The 17,981-nt window shown below is 62.9% G+C and carries 15 protein-coding genes; 5 read left to right on the top strand and 10 right to left on the bottom strand.

Going from position 1 to position 17,981, the window contains the following annotated elements; all coding sequences use genetic code 11:
- Positions 1 to 4 precede the first annotated feature (4 nt).
- A complete protein-coding gene (tsaD, locus tag IYX23_RS11370; protein WP_196392779.1) occupies positions 5 to 1,069 on the bottom strand; it encodes a tRNA (adenosine(37)-N6)-threonylcarbamoyltransferase complex transferase subunit TsaD in 1,065 nt (354 codons plus the stop codon).
- Positions 1,070 to 1,426: 357 nt separating this feature from the next.
- Between tsaD and IYX23_RS11375 the strand changes: the two genes are divergently transcribed.
- The 3 genes from IYX23_RS11375 to IYX23_RS11385 all read left to right on the top strand — a co-directional run bounded on the left by IYX23_RS11375 (position 1,427) and on the right by IYX23_RS11385 (position 3,722).
- Positions 1,427 to 1,912, top strand: a complete 486-nt coding sequence (locus tag IYX23_RS11375; RefSeq protein ID WP_246716688.1) for a hypothetical protein — start codon at positions 1,427 to 1,429, stop codon at positions 1,910 to 1,912.
- Positions 1,913 to 2,079: 167 nt separating this feature from the next.
- On the top strand, positions 2,080 to 3,009 hold the full coding sequence (hemC, locus tag IYX23_RS11380; RefSeq protein WP_196392777.1) for a hydroxymethylbilane synthase: 930 nt from the start codon (positions 2,080 to 2,082) through the stop codon (positions 3,007 to 3,009).
- On the top strand, positions 3,006 to 3,722 hold the full coding sequence (locus IYX23_RS11385) for a uroporphyrinogen-III synthase (protein WP_196392776.1): 717 nt from the start codon (positions 3,006 to 3,008) through the stop codon (positions 3,720 to 3,722). The genes hemC and IYX23_RS11385 overlap by 4 nt, the downstream gene beginning before the upstream one ends.
- Here IYX23_RS11385 and IYX23_RS11390 read toward each other — a convergent pair.
- The 5 genes from IYX23_RS11390 to IYX23_RS11410 all read right to left on the bottom strand — a co-directional run bounded on the left by IYX23_RS11390 (position 3,698) and on the right by IYX23_RS11410 (position 10,964).
- The gene (locus IYX23_RS11390) at positions 3,698 to 5,248 is read right to left on the bottom strand and encodes a serine hydrolase (RefSeq protein ID WP_196392775.1); all 1,551 of its coding nucleotides are present in this window, start codon (positions 5,246 to 5,248) and stop codon (positions 3,698 to 3,700) included. The two genes, IYX23_RS11385 and IYX23_RS11390, sit on opposite strands and share 25 nt — an antisense overlap.
- Positions 5,249 to 5,291: 43 nt before the next feature.
- Positions 5,292 to 6,701, bottom strand: a complete 1,410-nt coding sequence (cysG, locus tag IYX23_RS11395) for a siroheme synthase CysG (protein WP_196392774.1) — start codon at positions 6,699 to 6,701, stop codon at positions 5,292 to 5,294.
- Positions 6,702 to 6,845: 144 nt separating this feature from the next.
- The gene (locus IYX23_RS11400; protein WP_246716694.1) at positions 6,846 to 9,086 is read right to left on the bottom strand and encodes a TonB-dependent siderophore receptor; all 2,241 of its coding nucleotides are present in this window, start codon (positions 9,084 to 9,086) and stop codon (positions 6,846 to 6,848) included.
- A 653-nt stretch (positions 9,087 to 9,739) separates the two neighbouring features.
- Complete coding sequence (locus IYX23_RS11405) at positions 9,740 to 10,138, bottom strand: cytochrome c-554 (RefSeq protein ID WP_018408347.1); 399 nt, start codon at positions 10,136 to 10,138, stop codon at positions 9,740 to 9,742.
- Between the two features lie 202 nt (positions 10,139 to 10,340).
- Positions 10,341 to 10,964, bottom strand: a complete 624-nt coding sequence (locus tag IYX23_RS11410; RefSeq protein ID WP_196392773.1) for an alpha-ketoglutarate-dependent dioxygenase AlkB — start codon at positions 10,962 to 10,964, stop codon at positions 10,341 to 10,343.
- Positions 10,965 to 11,421: 457 nt separating this feature from the next.
- Here IYX23_RS11410 and IYX23_RS11415 point away from each other — a divergent pair, with 457 nt between their 5' ends.
- Complete coding sequence (locus IYX23_RS11415) at positions 11,422 to 13,008, top strand: ATP-binding protein (protein ID WP_196392772.1); 1,587 nt, start codon at positions 11,422 to 11,424, stop codon at positions 13,006 to 13,008.
- A 196-nt stretch (positions 13,009 to 13,204) separates the two neighbouring features.
- On the opposite strand, the gene IYX23_RS11420 is transcribed toward IYX23_RS11415, so the two are convergent.
- The 3 genes from IYX23_RS11420 to mog all read right to left on the bottom strand — a co-directional run bounded on the left by IYX23_RS11420 (position 13,205) and on the right by mog (position 15,334).
- The gene (locus IYX23_RS11420) at positions 13,205 to 13,828 is read right to left on the bottom strand and encodes a 2,3-bisphosphoglycerate-dependent phosphoglycerate mutase (RefSeq protein WP_196392771.1); all 624 of its coding nucleotides are present in this window, start codon (positions 13,826 to 13,828) and stop codon (positions 13,205 to 13,207) included.
- 15 nt (positions 13,829 to 13,843) lie between these two features.
- Complete coding sequence (gene dapB / locus IYX23_RS11425) at positions 13,844 to 14,650, bottom strand: 4-hydroxy-tetrahydrodipicolinate reductase (RefSeq protein ID WP_196392770.1); 807 nt, start codon at positions 14,648 to 14,650, stop codon at positions 13,844 to 13,846.
- A 138-nt stretch (positions 14,651 to 14,788) separates the two neighbouring features.
- Positions 14,789 to 15,334, bottom strand: a complete 546-nt coding sequence (mog, locus tag IYX23_RS11430; protein ID WP_196392769.1) for a molybdopterin adenylyltransferase — start codon at positions 15,332 to 15,334, stop codon at positions 14,789 to 14,791.
- A 341-nt stretch (positions 15,335 to 15,675) separates the two neighbouring features.
- On the opposite strand from mog, the gene IYX23_RS11435 reads away from it, so the two are divergent.
- On the top strand, positions 15,676 to 16,083 hold the full coding sequence (locus tag IYX23_RS11435; RefSeq protein ID WP_196392768.1) for a septal ring lytic transglycosylase RlpA family protein: 408 nt from the start codon (positions 15,676 to 15,678) through the stop codon (positions 16,081 to 16,083).
- A gap of 51 nt (positions 16,084 to 16,134) precedes the next feature.
- Here IYX23_RS11435 and thiC read toward each other — a convergent pair whose 3' ends face one another.
- Positions 16,135 to 17,961, bottom strand: a complete 1,827-nt coding sequence (gene thiC, locus IYX23_RS11440; RefSeq protein ID WP_196392767.1) for a phosphomethylpyrimidine synthase ThiC — start codon at positions 17,959 to 17,961, stop codon at positions 16,135 to 16,137.
- Positions 17,962 to 17,981 lie beyond the last annotated feature (20 nt).

The following is a 17,981-nucleotide window of genomic DNA, read 5'->3' on the forward strand; positions in this document are numbered from 1 at the left end:
TCGCCTAGGCCTTGCCGTGGTGCGACCGGCTCGGCGCAGCGTCGAGCGGCCAGCGTGGCCGCGGCGCGAAGTCGAGGTCGTCGATCAGGCCGCGCTTCAAGCGCTCGAGACCGGTCCAGGCGATGATCGCGCCATTATCGGCGCACAGCGCCGCCGGCGGCGAAATGAACCGCAGCCCGCTTTCGGCGCAAAGCCGCATAAGAGCGCGGCGAATGGCGCCGTTGGCCGCGACTCCGCCGCCGATCACGAGGCCTTGCGGCGCGCGCCCCTCGCTTGCCGTAAAGAGTCGCACGCCGGAGCGCACCCGGTCCACGATCACGTCGACGATCGCAGCCTGGAAGGAGGCCGCAAGATCCTTGACGTCGCTTTCGCTCAGCGTCTGCAACCTAAGGATTTCCTGCCGAACCGCGGTCTTGAGGCCCGAGAGGGAAAAGTCGGCCCCTTCCCGGCCAAGCATCGGCCGCGGAAAGTCGAAACGTCGCGCGTCGCCCTCGAGCGCGAGCTTCTCGATTTGCGGCCCGCCCGGATACGGCAGCTCCAGCATTTTGGCGACCTTGTCGAAGGCCTCGCCGGCGGCGTCGTCGACGGTGGACCCCAGCCGGCGGTAGTCGCCGATGGCCTTCACCGCGACGATCTGCGTGTGCCCGCCCGAGATGAGGAGCGCCAGAAAGGGAAAGTCCAGGCGATCGGTCAGCCGCGCTGTCAGCGCGTGAGCTTCCAGGTGATTGACGGCGATGAATGGTTTTCCTAAGGCGAGCGCCATGGCCTTGCCGGCCGTGAGCCCGACAAGAACGCCGCCGATCAGTCCCGGACCAGCCGCGGCGGCGATCCCATCAAGATCCTTCGCCTCGGTCTTGGCCTTCTCCAGCGCGCGTCTGATCAGCCGGTCGAGCACATCGATATGAGCCCTGGCCGCAATTTCTGGAACGACGCCGCCATAGGCGGCGTGGCGGGCGATCTGGCTCAACACCTCATTGGAGAGGATCTCTCCGCCTTCGCCGCCAAGCCGCTCGGACACGACCGCGACCGCAGTCTCATCGCAAGTGGTTTCAATGCCCAAAACGCGCATGCGAACTCCCTGCGCAGAAAGCCGCGCCGTTGAACGTCTCAGCGGCGGAACGGAGCTTATACCGCCGTACGGCGGGAAGTTGGAAAATTGTGTTTCGAAAAGGGTTTACACCAATCATTCTTAGCCGTTTCGTCAAATTTACGTATAATAATGCAGCGCTAAAGATAGTTCCATTAAATTTCTAAGAATTCGTTGGCGTGCCTCTTGACACGATCTCGATAGATACAAGTTGGCACTGCAGATCGTTGCTTCCCCGACGACGCCATATCTTGAGCTTAATAGAATTATGGCTAAGGCGAAGAGGTAACTAGCGTCCAGGTTGAGGTTGCTGTCGGTCTAAACTGTATGGAGGTGAAAATGGCGTCGAACAAAATTAAGGCCTTGGCGTTTACGTCCGCGATTGCAATGACGGCCGTGATCGGCTCCACGAGCATCGCCGAGGCGAGGCATTACTGCCGTGCCCATTACGGCTGGCATCGGCACTGCGGCGGAACCAATTGGGGTTACGCGCGTCCGGCGCGCACCCATTGGGGTTACGCGCGTCCGGTGCGCACCTATTGGGGTTACGCGGCGCGACCCACCTATTGGGGTTCGGCGTATCGTCCGATGCGCTACTCCCGCTGCTACCGTCCGGGCTATTATGGCTATGGCGGCGCCAGCTATTATGGCTCCGCTTGGCCGACCTATGGCAGCTCGTATGGTTGGGGCGGCAGCCCGGGCTATTACGGCTATGGCGGCGGCGGCCTGCTTGGCGCCGGACTGGGCGGCCTCGGCGCCGGCCTTGGCGCGGGCATTGGCCTCGGCGCAGGTCTCGGAACCGGCCTGTTTGGTGGTTGGTGGTGATCAGTTTAGCAATCCGCCGGGCCGCGTAGAGTTCGCCCGCGGAGCTAAAAAAGAGCGTCCGCTCCGACGAGCGGACGCTCGCTTTTTGAAGAGTTCCGTCGCCGCGCTCGTTCCGCTTGCGCCTCGCGCGTTCCCGCCTATAGTCGCGCGGATAACGGCGGCGGATAATGACATCTCCCCCTTCCCTTTGCATCGGAACACGCGGCAGTCCGCTTGCGCTCGCGCAGACGCACATGGTCCGCGATGCGCTGATGCGCGCCCATGGCGGAAGCGAATCGGATTTTCCGATCGAGATCATCCGCACGACGGGCGACCAGATTCAGGATCGGCCTCTCTCTGAATCTGGGGGCAAGGGGCTTTTCACCAAAGAGCTCGATTCAGCGCTCATCGCGGGGGCGATCGACCTCGCCGTGCATTCCTCGAAGGACCTGCCGACGCATTTGCCGAGCGAGATCGTCATCGCCGGCTATCTGCCGCGAGAGGATGCGCGCGACGCCTGGATATCGCGCGGCGGTCTCGCGCTCGACGAGCTTCCTACGGGCGCCGTCGTTGGAACCGCCTCGCTGCGCCGCGCCGCGCAAGTTAAACGCCGGCGGCCCGATCTTGAGACGACGCTGCTTCGCGGCAATGTCGAGACGCGTCTGAAGAAAGTCGAGAATGGGGAGATCGACGCGACTCTCCTCGCGCTCGCGGGATTGAAGCGGCTAGGTCTTGCCGACCGGGCGACGGCGCTACTTTCCTTGGAAGAGTTTCCCCCCGCTTGCGGACAGGGCGCAATCGGCCTCACGCGGCGGGCCGGCGACGACGCCACGCGCGATCTGCTCGCGCCGCTCTTCGACGAAGCCACCGGCTTCGCGCTCATCGCCGAACGCGCCTTCCTTGCGGCGCTCGATGGGTCCTGCCGCACGCCGATCGCCGGCCATGCGCAGGTTCACGGCGCCGAACTTTCGTTCTTGGGCGAAGTGCTCAGAGCCGACGGCGCGGAAGCCTATGTCGTGCGCCGCCGGGGCCTTGCCATCGACGCCGCGCTGATCGGCGCGGACGCCGGCAAGGAAATCCTGCTGCGCCTACCGCATGGCGTCGCGGGGCTTATGTGAATCTTGTCCTGGTGCTGCGCGCGGCTGAAGACGCCGCGCGCACCGCGGGGAAGCTGCGGGCTCTTGGTTACGCCGCCGTGCTTTCGCCTGTGCTGGAATTCGCCGCCACTGACCCGATCATTCCTTACGGAGAGTATGACGCCGTCATCGTGACCAGCGCGAAGGGCGTCGCGTTCGCCGGTGGTGCGCGCCAGCTCAGAGCGGCGCCGCTGCACGCCGTCGGCGAGAAAACCGCCGAAGCGGCGCGCGCGCTTGGCTTCCACCCCGATATTGTCGCCGGGAACGCCGAGGCGATCCTTCCGCGTCTTCTCGAGCGCTATCAGCGAGCGGCGCATTTCCTTTATCTGGCCGGGCGCGACCGACAGCCCGTTCTCGAGGCAGGTCTGCGCGCCGCCGGCCATGAGATCCACACGGTCGAAGTTTACGAAGCGCGGGCGGCTCGGGCGCTGGCCGCAGAGGCCGTCTCCGACATCGCCGCCCGGCGCGTCGTCGCCGCCCTGCACTATTCTCGGCGCAGCGCGGAAATCTTCCTGCAGCTGGCGCAGTCCGCCGGCGTCGCCGATGCATTGCACGACATGAGGCATGTCGCGCTGTCGGAACATGTGGCCGCGCCGCTTCGAAAACTCGGCTTGCAAACCCTTGTCGCGGCAAAGCCGGATGAAGAACATCTTCTGTCGCTTCTATCGACTCAGCTGCGCACGAAAACGCCCTGACCGTTCGCGTTGAAATAGTCGATGGCGACGGCGCTCGCCTTCTCACCGCCGCTACGAGAAAACCTTACCGGACTGACCCCGCTGGCGTTTTCTCCCGGAGGCTGAAAGGTGAAAATGTCGCCCGAATAGTGACGCAGCGGATAAGGCGTTGGCCTCGGGCCCAGCGTCAGCGAAAGCCCGTCGGCCGTTTCGACGACCCCGATGGGTCCGTAAAGCTCATTGCGGTAGGCGCCGACATATGCCGCGCGCGACGCGCGCGCCGGCGCGCTGGCGAGCGGCTTCGCGTAATCGGCGTCCCGACCGTATGTGGGCACCGCCATCTGCGCAAAAGCCTCGCCAAAGAGCGCGAGCCAGTCCCGTTCGATCTTCCCCGTCAGGACGATATCGAGGAAGCTGCGGCAAATTGTTTCTGGGGCGCCGACGGGCGCGGAATTGCTGAGCACGACAATGCCGAACCGCTCCGCCGGCATGACATAGACGCAGGTCGAAGCGCCAAGAGAGAAGGCGCCCGAATGGCTCCAGCGCACCCGCGCCGGGCCGCCGTAGTCGATATCCCAGCCAAGCCCGTAAAAGGTCGGCCCGCGCATCGGGTCATGGGCGGGTCCGGTGGCGATCTGCGGGAAATGCGTTTCGCCAAGCGCCTCCGGCTTGACGATCTCGCGGCCGTCAAGAGCGCCGCGTCCGAGCTGCATGCGCACCCATATCGCCATGTCGCGCGCCGACGCCGATGCGCCGCCCGCCGGCGCCTGGGCGTCGGGATTTCGCTGTTCGCCGACCACCCATCTGTCGCCACGACGCACATGGCCGAATGCGCGGTTCCTGCGCGCGACGAAATCGGCGTGGCGCGAACTGGCGTTCGCCATTCCAAGCGGCCTGTAGAGATGTTCGTCGCAAATATCTTCCCAGGACTTGCCTGCAGCTTTCGCCGCTGCGAAACCCGCCGCCGAAAACCCCATGTTGTTGTAGGCGTAATGCGTGCGAAAGCTGGTGTCCGGTTTGATGTAGCGCAGCCGGCGAATGATTTCGTCGCGGTCGTAGCCGATATCTTCGACAAGATCGCCGGCATGGTCGGGAAGCCCGCTGCGATGGCAGAACATGTCGCGCAGCGTGATCTCGCGCGTGACCCAAGGATCGCTCATGGCGAAATCCGGCAGGCTCCGCACGATCGGATGATCCCACGAAACGACGCCCTCTCCGACGAGGCTCGCGACAGCCGTCGTGGAGAGTGGTTTGGAAAGCGAAGCGAGCTGGAAAACCGTGTCGGGGTCGACGCGTTCGGCCGCGCCGGAGCGACGCACGCCAAATCCTTTCAAATAGAGCACGCGATCGGGCGAAACGACGGCGACCGACATTCCCGGCACGCCGGTTTTTCTCATGACGTCGACGACGAGCCCGTTGAGTTCGTTCAGATGTTTTTGGGTCGGCTCGCGAAGGGGCGACGGTTTGGAATTGGCCTTGGCGAGCGCCGTGGGGGACAGCAAGCCGAGCCCCGACGCAAGCAGAGCGGATCGTCTCGTGAAGGCCATATCGCTTCTCCGCGCGCGCCTGCTTGCCAACAATAGCGCTGAATCAGTTCTCCGCCAGCGCCCAGCCGATCAGCACCATCACCGGCCCAACAATGGTCTGTTCAGCCGCTTTTGACGGCAAATCCGCGATCGTGCCCTTGACCACCCGCTCTTGCGGCGTGGAAGCGCGTTCAATGAGGAAGGCGGGCGTATCATGCGACATGCCCTCCTGCAGCAAACGACGTGACAATTCCGGCAGCGTGCGGTTCCCCATATAGACGGCCGTCGTCGCGCGTTCGTCGGCGAGCGCGCCCCAATCGAAGTCTTCGGGAAATTCGCCGTCCTTCGTGTGCGCGGTGATGAATTGCAAACGCCGGGCCGTCTCCCGGCTGGTCAGCGATGCGCCGATCGCAGCGCCGCCGGCGCAGGCGGCGGTCACGCCGGGCACGATCTCGATCGAAAAGCCTGCTTCCCGTAGCGCGGCGATTTCCTCATTGGCGCGCCCGAAGATGAGCGGGTCTCCGCCTTTCAGCCGCACGACGTTCTTGCCCTCTCGCGCAAGCTGGACGAGCAGAGCGCTGATTTCTTCCTGGCGCACCGAGGGCGCATAGCCGCGCTTCCCAACGTTGATCCGCGTCGCTTCGCGCCGGGCGAGATCGAGAATGCTCGCTGGAACGAGGTCATCAAAAAGCACGACGTCGGCGCCGGCGAGCGCGCGCATGCCCTTCAGCGTCAGAAGCTCTGGATCGCCGGGCCCGGCGCCCACGAGCGTGACGCGCCCGCGCGCCGTAGCCTCGGCGCCGGCGCGCGCCTCTTCGAGCAGCGCCGCGCGGTCGTCGTCTTGCGGCGCGCGCTCGATGTCGCGAAAGGCGAGCCTCGTGAAGCGGCGCCAGAAATCGCGCCGCGCCAGAAAATCGAGTCCGGACGCGCGCACGAACGGCCGCCAGGCCTGCGCCGCGCGCGCCCAGGCCTGGAACGTCGCTGGCACCAGCGTCTCGATTCGGCCGCGCACCGCCTGTGCGAAAACCGGCGATGCGCCCCCCGTCGAGACGCCGATCACGAGCGGCGAGCGATTGACGATGGCGCCCATAATGAAATCGCTGAGCGCAGGCCGGTCGGCGAGATTGATCGGCACGCCGGCCGCGCGCGCCCACTGATGGGCCTGACGCGCGAGCGAGTCGTCCTCGATCGCGCCAAGCGCCATCGCCGCGCCGGCGAAATCTTCCGGCGCGACGGCGCGCGCGTGTATGGAGACGTTGTCGCGCGCCTCACCGATTTCGCGAAGCTTGTCACAGGGCGTAGAAGCAAAAACATCGACCCGCGCGCCGGTCGCGGCCGCCAAATCGACCTTCCAGGCCGCCGCTTCGCCGCCGCCGACGACGAGCACGCGCCGCCCGGCAAGGGCGTAGAACACCGGCAAAGTCGCCAGCGGCTGCATCAGATCGGCGGATATTTCGTCGGGCTTGCGGGTCACGGCGCCCTAGGTGCAGGACCAGCGGGCGCGGCGCAAGAGCTTTAAGCCGGCGCCGCACGCATGTGCGGCCTCGAGAGTGCGGATTTTCACAGGCGCCAAGCAACGCCATGCAAGCCAATCCGCGGGCCGGCAATGTTTCGCCGGCTAGAACCTCGCATTGACAGTGACGTAGGCCGAGCGCGGGGCGCCGGGCATGATGTTGTTGTTGTTGTGCGCCGACGCGTAGTAGTAGGCGCCGGTGAGGTTCTCGATGTTGAGCTGGCCGGAGATGTTTTCCGTCACCTTCACAAAAAGCGCGCCGTCAAGGCGCGCGTAACCGGGAATGATCACCCTGTTATCGAGAGACGGATAGAAGCTCGAAGCATAGATCACGCCGGCGCCCACTCCGAGAACGCCAGGACCCCCGCCAACGAACGACGACAAATCGTAACGGTTCCAATACGAGAAAGTGTTTCTCGGAACCGACGGATTAACTTTGCCGACATCCGTCAGGAAGGGCTGCCGCGGATTGAAGGCGGAATTGGTCGACACAACTCGTGCGTCCTGGTGTCCGTATCCGAGCGAGACCTGCCATTCGTCGGTCACATTGCCGGTGAGTCCCAGTTCGGCGCCTTGCGTGCGCGTATTGGCGAGAACGGAAGTCAGCGCAGTTAGCGTCAACGCTTGGTTCGAACGGTTCAGCTGATAGATCGCGCCCGTGAACAGCAGCGTCGGCAGGAGCTGCGCCTTGAAGCCAAACTCGATATTTTCGAAGCCCTGCGGCGCCAGACTCGCGGCCGACCTCGGCAGCTGATTGAACTGATCGCCCGACTGCGGCAGGAACGAGCGCGAATAGGTTCCATAGAAAGAGACGATCTCCACGGGTTTGAAAATCAGACCGAATCTCGGCGACCACTTGTTATCGAGGCGGCTCTGGTTTTCGAACGTAATCCCGTCGTTGAACCTCATATGGAAGCTGTCGAACCGAACGCCGGCGAGAACATCGAAATATTTGGTCACCTCGATCTGGTCCTGGACATAGGCGGAGCCAATGTCGAGGTTCGTGTTCCAGCGCCGCGTCGCCGTATCAAAGTAGTTGTCGAAGAAGACCGGAGCGTAAACCGTCGGAGCCCAGAACGGAGTCGTCAGCCTTCGCGGCCCGTTGAACGGATTGTTGAACCGCGAGATGTCTCTTCCCGTAAAAGACCATTGATTGCCAAACTCCGTACCCACGAGCAGCGTGTGGCGGATGTCGGGCGTCATAGCGAATTTATAGGTCAAGTCCGTCTGGTTGAAGACATTGCGTCGCGGCGTCGGCGCCACGTATCCGTCAAGTCTCGCGACGCCTACCGGCGTGATCGCGATCGGGCTTAGCCCGTTCAGCGCCGGATTGAGTTGTTGCGACAACTGTCCCAGCGTCTGATCCGGGAATGTGTTCTGATATAGCTTGTCGTAATTCGCCCAGGCGAGCTGATTGCGGATGTTCAAACCGAACTCAGTCGTATGATCGATCACGAGAGCGGCGCGGTCCATATTGATTCTGGAGTAGTTCACGTCACGCACGGATGGATTGCCGACGCCGAAGAAAGCCGAACGCGGGGTTGGCAGCGGATAGCCCGGATAAATGTTCTCGCCGAGGAACTGGAACCCGCCGAATGACGGCACGCCGCGATCCACCGTGCGCCGATCGCGGAAATGCTCGTAATTGAACAGCACGAAGGTGTTCTCGAAAGGCTTCCATGACAGCGCCGGATTGACGCCCCAGCGCTCGAGCTTGTCGAAGTCGCGATAGCCGTAGGAATGTTCGTAGAGAGCGTTAAGACGCACGGCGATCGTGTCGGTGATCGCCCGCCCGAAATCGGCGGTGACGCGCTTACGGCCGAAGCTGCCGGTGACGAACCGAAGATCGTTTATCGTTTCGCCGTCGGCCTTCTTGGTGACGCGGTTGACCACGCCGCCGCCGCCGCCGCGGCCGAAGATCAGCGCGCTGGGGCCTTTGAGCACTTCGACCGCCTGAATGTTGTAGAGATCGCGATAATATTCCGCGTCGTCGCGCACGCCGTCGATGTAGAAATCCGCGGTCGTATTTTGCCCGCGAATGGTGATCTGGTCGCGGTTACGCTCGCCCTGCGCCACCGTTACGCCGGGGACGTAGGCCAAGGCGTTTTCCAGCGCGAGACTGTTGCGATCGTCGAGCTGCTGTCGTGTCAGAACGGTGACCGACTGCGGTATGTCGAGGATCGGCGTGTTGGTCTTCGTCGCGGTTGAAATTCTGCCTGCGAAGTAGCCATGAACGTCGGTCGGGTTACGGCCGACATTGGCGACGGCCGCAGCGAAGGCCGCACTGCCCGCGCCGGTCGAGGCCGCTCCAATAGTCCCGCTCGAAACGGTAGCCCCTGTGACCAACGCGGAGCGCACAGGTGCAACCCGAGCGCTGCGCCGCGCGCCTCCTACGTCGATAGGAGGCAACCGTTGGGCCCCGCTCGCGGAGGGCCCCTGCGACGCGACAGGCTTTGGCTTCGTCTGCGTAACCGCACGGGGTTTCTCCGGCGGGGCCTCGACCCGTATTGCCGGCAGCGGCTCGGACTGGGACTGCGCAAAAGCGGGAGGCGCCGGCGTCAGCGCGGCGGCAAGAGTCAGGGCGCCGACCGAAGCCGCGCCTGTCCTCCGGTCAAACGCCCCAGCAAGGGAGGAGAGCGTCTGCAATGACAGGGATTGTTTCTGAGCCATGTCTGCCCCTTCCGCGCGGTTCAAGATCGCGACTAGGCAATGGTTAAGGTTTGACTTTAAAAACTGTCAATTACGACAAGGGGCTAGCATGGAAGGCTTCCAAGTAATGTTTCCGATTGTAACTGAGTGTTGCTGAATTACGACATAAAAGCGATTTTTAGCTGGAACTCTTTCAAAGATTAAATCGTCACTTTTATTGACTGTTGTATTTTAGACACAGCCTGAGCCTCAAGTGTCGCGCCCTGATTCTTCTCATCATGGGAAGAGCGTAACAAAAAAGGCGGCCCTGAGAACAGGACCGCCAAAGCGTCATGTCAGATGAAGCGCGCTTACTTCTTCTTGCCGTCGGGGCCGAACTGAACGAGATAGGCCCACACGTTCTCCTGGTCCGCATCGTTCGGCAGGCCCTGGAAGATCATCTTGGTGCCGGGGATCTTGGCCTTGGGATTCTTGATGAACTCCTTGAAGCTGGCCTCGTCCCAGACGATGCCGGAATTCTTGTCAGCCTCGGAATAGTTGTAGCCCTCGACGGAGCCCGCCTTGCGGCCGTCAAGGCCGTTGAGCTGCGGCGCGACGGCGTTCTTAGCGGTTTCACCGACCTGATGGCAGGCTTTGCACTTCGCGAAGATTTTTTCGCCCGCAGCTGGATCGCCAGCGGCGAGAGCCTGGCCGGCGGATGCGGCGAAAGCGACGCTCGCGGCGAACGTCAGCAGGGAAATTGTCTTCATCCTTGTTCCTTTCCTCTTCCCGGCGTTCGCGTCGCGCCCGCCCTTTTTAAAATGCGCCCGGCCAAATACGGCGCCTCGCCGGCGCTCTTTAGACCGGTTGGAAACTACAACGAAGCCGGCGTTCAAGACAACTACGCCGGAGTTTACGTGCACTGCTCGGGACATTATCCCGGAAGCGGTGAACGCCCGCTGAACCCGAAACTTAAGTAACGCGCCGAAGCGTCAGATTGACGCGCACGCCAAGCGCCGCGAGCGCCGGCGGCAAAGGCGCCCCAATCGTCGGCAATATCCTGTCGACGCCGTGGTAGCGCATCCTGGCGGGTCCGGAGAGGACGAGCGCGTCTCCGGACGATAGCGTCAGGGCGGGCGCGCGATCGCCGCGCCGCGTTCCGCCAAGCCTGAAGCGGCAGTCCGCGCCAAGCGACAAAGAAAGTATCGGCGCGTCGAAATCGGATTCATCCTTGTCCTGATGAAGGCCCATGCGCGCCGTTTCGTCATAGACATTCACCAGACAGGCTTCAGGCGGCTTGTGGTAATGCGCGAGTTCGTTCCACAATTCGAGAAGCCTTAGCGGCATCGCCGGCCAGGCATTCTCGGTTCCTGGATGGCGCGGCTCGTAGCGGTAGCCCCGTTCCTTATCGCTGACCCAGCCGAGCGCGCCGCAATTCGTCATACGCACCGACATGGGGGCGCCGGTCTTCGGCATGGTCGAGACATAGAGCGGCGCGGCGGCGATGACCTCGGCGATCTCTTCAGCCAGAGTCGTCTGCGCCGCTGCATCGAGAAAGCGCGGATAGTGGAACGCGCCGGGCGCGATTTCAGGCATGAAGCGACATGTGGCGCCGAAATGGCGTTTCGTCTATCCGGCTATGGCTGAAATGCGTCGCGCACGGCTGAGCCAATCTGCAGCGCATTGTGGGTAAGTAGCATTTCGACCGAAATGTTGCTGGCCGTGGTCACGTCAGGCTTGACGGTGCGCCTCATGATGCATCGTCCGGAGGACATGCGCAGCGGCGAGGGCTTTGCGCCGCCGCTGGGGGACCACGTCACTTCACCCACCTGAGGCAAGTGGGGTGGCTTTTAGCTCGACCGACGGCATGGTCCAGGTGAGCGGTGGGTGCCGCCGCGACAACGATCGTGCTAGAAAGATTAAAGCGGGGTCTCTCCTGGGAGGCAAAGGCACAGGCGACCTTAAAAGCGTTCGCGCAAAGCAACGCTGAAGGCTTTGTCCGTCACGCGCCCAGCTCTCAATGCTTCTGCAATACTTCTCTGGAGCTGGTTACATGCTGTCTGCACTGAGCGAGTGGCTCTTTGACACCTCTGGCCTGTCGCCGCATGGTTACTGCTTGTTGTGGGAACCGGGGCTGATATGGCTCTATGCGGTTTCCGACGCCATTATCGCTCTGGCGTATTTCTCAATCCCCTTGACGCTCGTGATTGTGGGAAAGCGGAGGAGCGATCTCATATTTCGGCCGCTGTTAGGGCTATTTGCCGCGTTCATCCTGCTGTGCGGGATGACGCATTTGTTCGATCTTTTCACCCTCTGGGCCCCGCTCTACGGCTTGCAGGGGCTCGTCAAAGCGGCAACTGCGATCGCCTCCGTAGCGACGGCGGTCGCGTTATGGTGGGCTATGCCGAATTTCCTCGCCCTTCCTTCGATGGAGCAGCTACGTCACGCTAATGCTGCGCTGCTCGCGAGCGAGGAGCAGCTGGCCCAGGCGCAAAAAATGGAAGCGCTCGGCCAGCTGACCGGCGGCATCGCGCACGACTTCAATAATGTGCTTCAAGTCATCGTCGCTTCCCTTGATGTGATCGAACGCCAGATTGCACTTGGGCGCGCGAACGCGATAGACGGCCCCCTGGCGGCGATACGGAAAGCGTCGACGACCGCCTCCAGCCTCACCAACCGCATGCTGGCCTTCTCGCGTCGACAGACGTTGTTGCCGCGGGAGATCGACTCCAACAAGCTCGTGGCAGGCATAGAGGAAATGCTGCGCCGAACGTTGGGGCCTGAAATCCATTTGGATCTACGCTTGGGATGCCGCTGGAGCGTGAGCTGCGATCCCTCCCAACTCGAGAGCGTCTTGTTGAATCTCGCAATCAACGCTCGGGACGCCATGCCGCAAGGCGGCGCGCTCAGGATCGCGACCGCCGATCGGACGTTAGCGAGCGATTCTTCCGATCCCGATGTGGAGCCAGGAGACTATGTTGAGATCGAGGTGACGGATAGCGGCGTGGGTATGAATCATGATCTGCTCAGCCGCGTTTTCGAACCGTTTTTTTCAACAAAGCCCACGGGACAGGGGACGGGTTTGGGCCTGTCGCAGGTTTATGGCTTCGTCAAACAATCTGGCGGGCACGTGCGAATCGAAAGCGCCCCTGGCGAGGGGACCAGAGCGCGAATTTATCTGCCGGGACACGCGCCGCTTCAATCCCCAGCCGCCAAAGACCAGCCGCCGACCGGGACGAATTTCGATTCCCCCTGCGCTACGCATCAAGGAAAAACCCTGGTCGTCGAGGATCAAGAGGAGGTGCGCTCTCTAATTGTCGGCGCCCTCGCTGAAATGGGCTACGATACAATTGAAGCCGGTGATGGGACGGCAGGATTGAAAATAATAGAGTCAGGCGCGCCGTTGGACCTCTTGATCAGCGATGTTGGCCTCCCCGGGTTGGGCGGACTTCAATTGGCTGACGCCGCCCGAGCCGCGCACCCTGATCTGCCGATCCTGCTTATCACCGGATACGCGGGCAAATCGACGGAGACATTACAACTGGCCCCGAATATGGAGCTCTTGCGCAAGCCGTTCACGCTCGATGAATTGGCCGAGAGGGTTCAGGCGATGTTCAAAGGGACCTCCCATGCAGAGTGACCCGACTTGCGACGCCGTCCACACGCCGCTGAGTCATCGGTGAGTTCCTCGATTACATTGAAATTCGCGAACCACAACGCGGTTCCGCCAACATCACGCGTCGCGCGAAGAGCTGATTCTGACCTTGTTGCAGCGGCACGCCTTCGCGCACCGTCCCGTCGCGCCGCATGAGATTGACGCTTCCGCCGCGCCGACGCTAAGCCAACACAGTCTTCGACGCCACCGTCGAATCGGCGTTGAGCTGATAGATGATCGGAACGCCGGTCGTGAGCTCGAGGGTCGTTACGCTCTCGGGCGTCATCTGTTCCAGCACCATGCAGAGCGCGCGCAGCGAATTGCCATGCGCCGCGACCAGCGCCCGTTCGCCGCGCATCACCGGCGGCAGAATGCGCTGGACATAGAAGGGCACGACCCGCGCGACCGTGTCCTTCAGGCTCTCGCCCCCTGGCGGCGGCACGTCATAAGAGCGTCGCCAAAGATGCACCTGCTCTTCGCCCCATTTGTCACGCGCTTCGTCCTTATTGAGCCCGGAAAGATCGCCGTAATGGCGCTCGTTCAACGCGCGGTCCTTGATGGTCCGGACGTTCGTCTGACCCAGCTCCTCAAAAATGAGATCGATCGTGTGTTGGGCGCGCAGCAAAGCGGAGGTGAAGCCGACGCTGAACAGAATATCCCGCTTCTTCAGCTCGCGGCCGGCGCGGCGCGCCTCTTCGACGCCGAGCGGAGTCAAATCCGGGTTTTTCCACCCGGTGAAAAGATTTCTGGCGTTCCACTCGCTTTGACCGTGGCGTACCAGAACGAGAGTGCGATTCATGCTCATAAACTCTCGTCGATTTCAGGCGTCGGTAAGGCCAAGCACGTCGGCCATGGAGTAGAGTCCGGGGTCCTTCCCGCGCGTCCAGAGCGCCGCAGCCAGGGCGCCGCGGGCGAACACGCCGCGATCTTCGGCGCGGTGCGAGAATTCGATGCGCTCGCCAGCCCCGGCGAAGATGACCGTGTGATCGCCGACGACCGTGCCGCCGCGCAGGCTGGCGAATCCGATCTCGCCGACCCGCCGCGGACCTGTCAAACCGTCGCGCCCGCGCGCGCTGTTCTCGCCAAGCGCGATTCCGCGGCCGTGCGCGACCGCCTCGCCGAGCAGCAACGCCGTTCCTGATGGCGCATCGACCTTGAGGCGGTGATGCATCTCGACGATCTCGGCGTCCCAAGCCGGTCCAAGCGCGCGCGCCGCGCGTTCGACCAGCACGGCGAGGAGATTGACGCCGAGGCTCATGTTGCCGGACCGTACAATCGCCGTTTCCCGCGCGCATTCGGCGATGGCGGCGAGATCGTCCTGAGACAGTCCGGTCGTGCCGATGATGTGCGCCACCCGCGCTCGCGCGGCCACCCGGGCCATTCCCACGCTGGTGCTCGGAGACGAAAAGTCGACGATCGCGTCAGCGTCGCCGAGGGCGGCGCCGACGTCGCAAGTGATCGGCACGCCGTTAGGCGCGGCGCCGCCGCTATCCGCGCCAAGCGCGGCAGAGCCGGGACGCTCCAGAGCGGCAGTCAGTCGGACGCCCAAAGTGTCGGGTATGATCTGGGTCAGCATCCGGCCCATGCGGCCCGCCGCGCCGACTACCACCAAACGCAGTTCGTTCATGTTCAGTCGCCCCCGCCTCCCGCAGCTAAGCGGCTTCGATTCGGTTTTCCTGACGCGCCATTTTCCTATACAGGCGAGGCGCCGCGATGAGAAGCGCGCCGCTTGGATCCGGGCGTCTGACGCTGCCCGAACGGGCGGTTATTTGGGTTTGGGACGGAAGCTTTTGACGCGCGCCGGATCGGTCTCGACATAGGCCGCGCCGATGAGATCGAGGCAGTACGGCACCGCGGGCATGACGGCGTCGAGACAGAGTTCGATCGCCCTTGGCTTGCCCGGAAGATTGATCACCAGACATTTGCCGCGATGGGCGGCCAATTGTCGTGACAGGATCGCCGTTGGCGTCTGCGTCAGGGAGACCTGTCGCATCAGCTCGCCAAAGCCGGGCAGTTCGCGCGGGCAGGCCGCGAGCGTCGCCTCGGGCGTGAGATCGCGGGGGCTCGGGCCTGTGCCGCCGGTCGTGACGATGAGGTCGCAGCCGACAGTATCGGCCAGGTTGATAAGCGTATCGCGCACGCTTTCAAGCCCATCGGGGATGATCCGCCTCTCGATGCGGAAGGGCGTCGTCAGCGCGGCGCGTAGATAGGCCTCGATTGCCGGACCGCTCTCATCTTCATAGACGCCGGCGCTGGCGCGATCGGAGGCGGTGACGACGCCGATGATCGCGGCGCGCTTTTCGTCTGTCATTGGCGAGTCTCCCGGCGCGCATGTTTGCCGCCTCTGCTCGCTCTTGTCACTCCCCATCGCCGCAGCGCTTAAGCCAGTTTAGACTGCACAATTGTTACGCAAAAAGCAACACGTAAAAGTCATTCAGCGCCAGCAAATTGAATATATCAGCACGCCGCCGAGAATAATTGGCATTGTCAGGAGCATCTACGCCATGATATTGGAAGCACATATTTTGCCACAATTCACAATTAACTAATTTGTCTTCGCCTCCATTCAGACGGATGGAAACTGTGCGCTTGACGTAGCCAACGCGCTCGTCAGCATCCCTCACGCATTGTGCGTAAACGGAGCAATCCTGAATGAATCGTATCTGTGGCGTACTGACGATCCTTGCACTGATGACGGCGCCGGCTCTGGCGCATCACGCCTCTCACCATTCCACGCGTCACGCGGAGGCTTCGCAGGGCTTCACCGCCAACGCGTCATTCTACGGCGGCGGCCCGCGGCGCTACGAACCCAACAGCCACACCGCCAATGGCGAACTGTTCAACATGTGGGACCTGACGGCCGCCCACCGCACCCTGCCGATGGGCACGCGTCTGCGCCTGACCTACGCCGGGCGTTCGGTGGTCGTGCGCATCAATGACCGTGGACCGGCGGTCTGGACGGGACGCAGCCTCGACGTGTCGCGCGGCGCGGCGACCCAGCTCGGCCTCATCGAACGTGGCACCGGACAGGTCCGCGTTCAGGTGATCGGAAAGAGCTAAATCCCCGAAAGCAAACGCCCGGCTTCGGCCGGGCGTTTTCGCCTTAAGGGCCTACTTCGCCTCGACGTATATGCTGGCGCCCTTCTCCAAAAACTCCGCGCTCTTTTCGGCCATGCCCTTTTGGCGTTCGATCTCTTTCGCCTCCTCGCGCAGATCGCGCGTGATCTGCATCGAGCAGAATTTCGGTCCGCACATCGAGCAGAAATGCGCGACCTTATGCGCCTCTTTCGGCAACGTCGCGTCGTGGAATTCACGCGCCGTGTCGGGATCGAGTCCGATCTCGAACTGATCCTCCCAGCGGAAGTCGAAACGCGCGCGGCTCATCGCGTCGTCGCGTTCGCGCGCTGCCGGATGGCCCTTGGCGAGATCGGCGGCATGCGCCGCGATGCGATAGGTGATGACGCCGGTCTTGACGTCGTCGCGATCCGGCAGGCCGAGATGCTCTTTCGGCGTGACGTAACAGAGCATCGACGTGCCGAACCAGCCGATCATCGCGGCGCCGATGCCTGACGTGATGTGATCGTAGCCCGGCGCAATGTCGGTGACGAGCGGGCCGAGCGTATAGAACGGCGCCTCGCCGCAGACTTTGAGCTGCTTGTCCATATTGGCTTTGATCTTGTGCATCGGCACATGGCCGGGGCCTTCGATCATCACCTGACAGCCCTTGTCCCAGGCGATCTTCGTCAATTCGCCAAGCGTCTCCAGCTCCGCAAATTGCGCCGCGTCATTGGCGTCGGCGTTGCAGCCGGGGCGCAGACCGTCGCCGAGCGAGAAGGACACGTCATATTTGCGCATGATGTCGCAAATCTCGTCGAAGCGCTCATAGAGGAAGCTCTCCTTGTGCTTCGACAGGCACCAGCGCGCCATGATCGAGCCGCCGCGCGAGACGATGCCGGTGACGCGATTGGCGGTCAGCGGCACATAGGCGAGGCGCACGCCGGCGTGGATGGTGAAGTAATCGACCCCCTGCTCCGCCTGTTCGATCAGCGTGTCTTTAAAAACTTCCCAGTCAAGCTTGAGCGCATCGCCGCCGACCTTTTCCAACGCCTGATAGATCGGCACGGTGCCGATCGGCACGGAGGCGTTGCGGATGATCCAGTCGCGGATGTTGTGAATATTGCGGCCGGTGGAGAGGTCCATCACCGTGTCGGCGCCCCAGCGGATCGCCCACACCATCTTTTCGACCTCATCCGCAACGGAAGAGGTGACGGCCGAATTGCCGATGTTGGCGTTGACCTTCACCAGGAAGTTGCGGCCGATGATGACCGGCTCGAGTTCCGGGTGATTGATGTTCGCGGGAATGATCGCGCGGCCGCGCGCGACTTCCTCGCGCACAAATTCGGGCGTGATGAATTCGGGAATGGCGGCGCCAAAGCTCTCGCCGTCGGCGATGCGTTCTTTCGCGACATCGAGCGCGCGCTCGCGGCAGAGATTCTCGCGATGCGCGACATAGATCATCTCTTCCGTCACGATCCCGGCGCGGGCGAATTCGAACTGAGTCACCGGATGCGGCCCCGAGGCGCGGTAGAGCTTGCGCTCTGCCGGGCAAGGCGGGACGAGGCGTTCGCCTTCAGCGAAGCCATTGTCTTCGGGCTTGACGCCACGTCCCTGGTAGGTTTCGAGACCTGTGCGCGTCGCGAGCCAGGGACGTGCCGAGGGCAATCCCGCCGAAAGGTCGGGCGTGAAGGATGCGCAGGTATAGGGTCCGGACGGGTCGTAGACCCGAAGCGGCGGCTCGCCCGAAGACGGGTCCAACGGGATCTCGCGGCAAGGCACGCGAATGTCGTCGCGTCCCTTCGGCGAGGAATAGACCTTGCGCGATTTTCCGATCGGCCCGGTGGTGACGCTCGCCGGCATGCGCTTGTCGTGGACGTTCATGATCGCGCTCCTTCATCACG

Source organism: Methylocystis sp. L43 (genome assembly GCF_015709525.1).
GTDB lineage: Bacteria > Pseudomonadota > Alphaproteobacteria > Rhizobiales > Beijerinckiaceae > Methylocystis.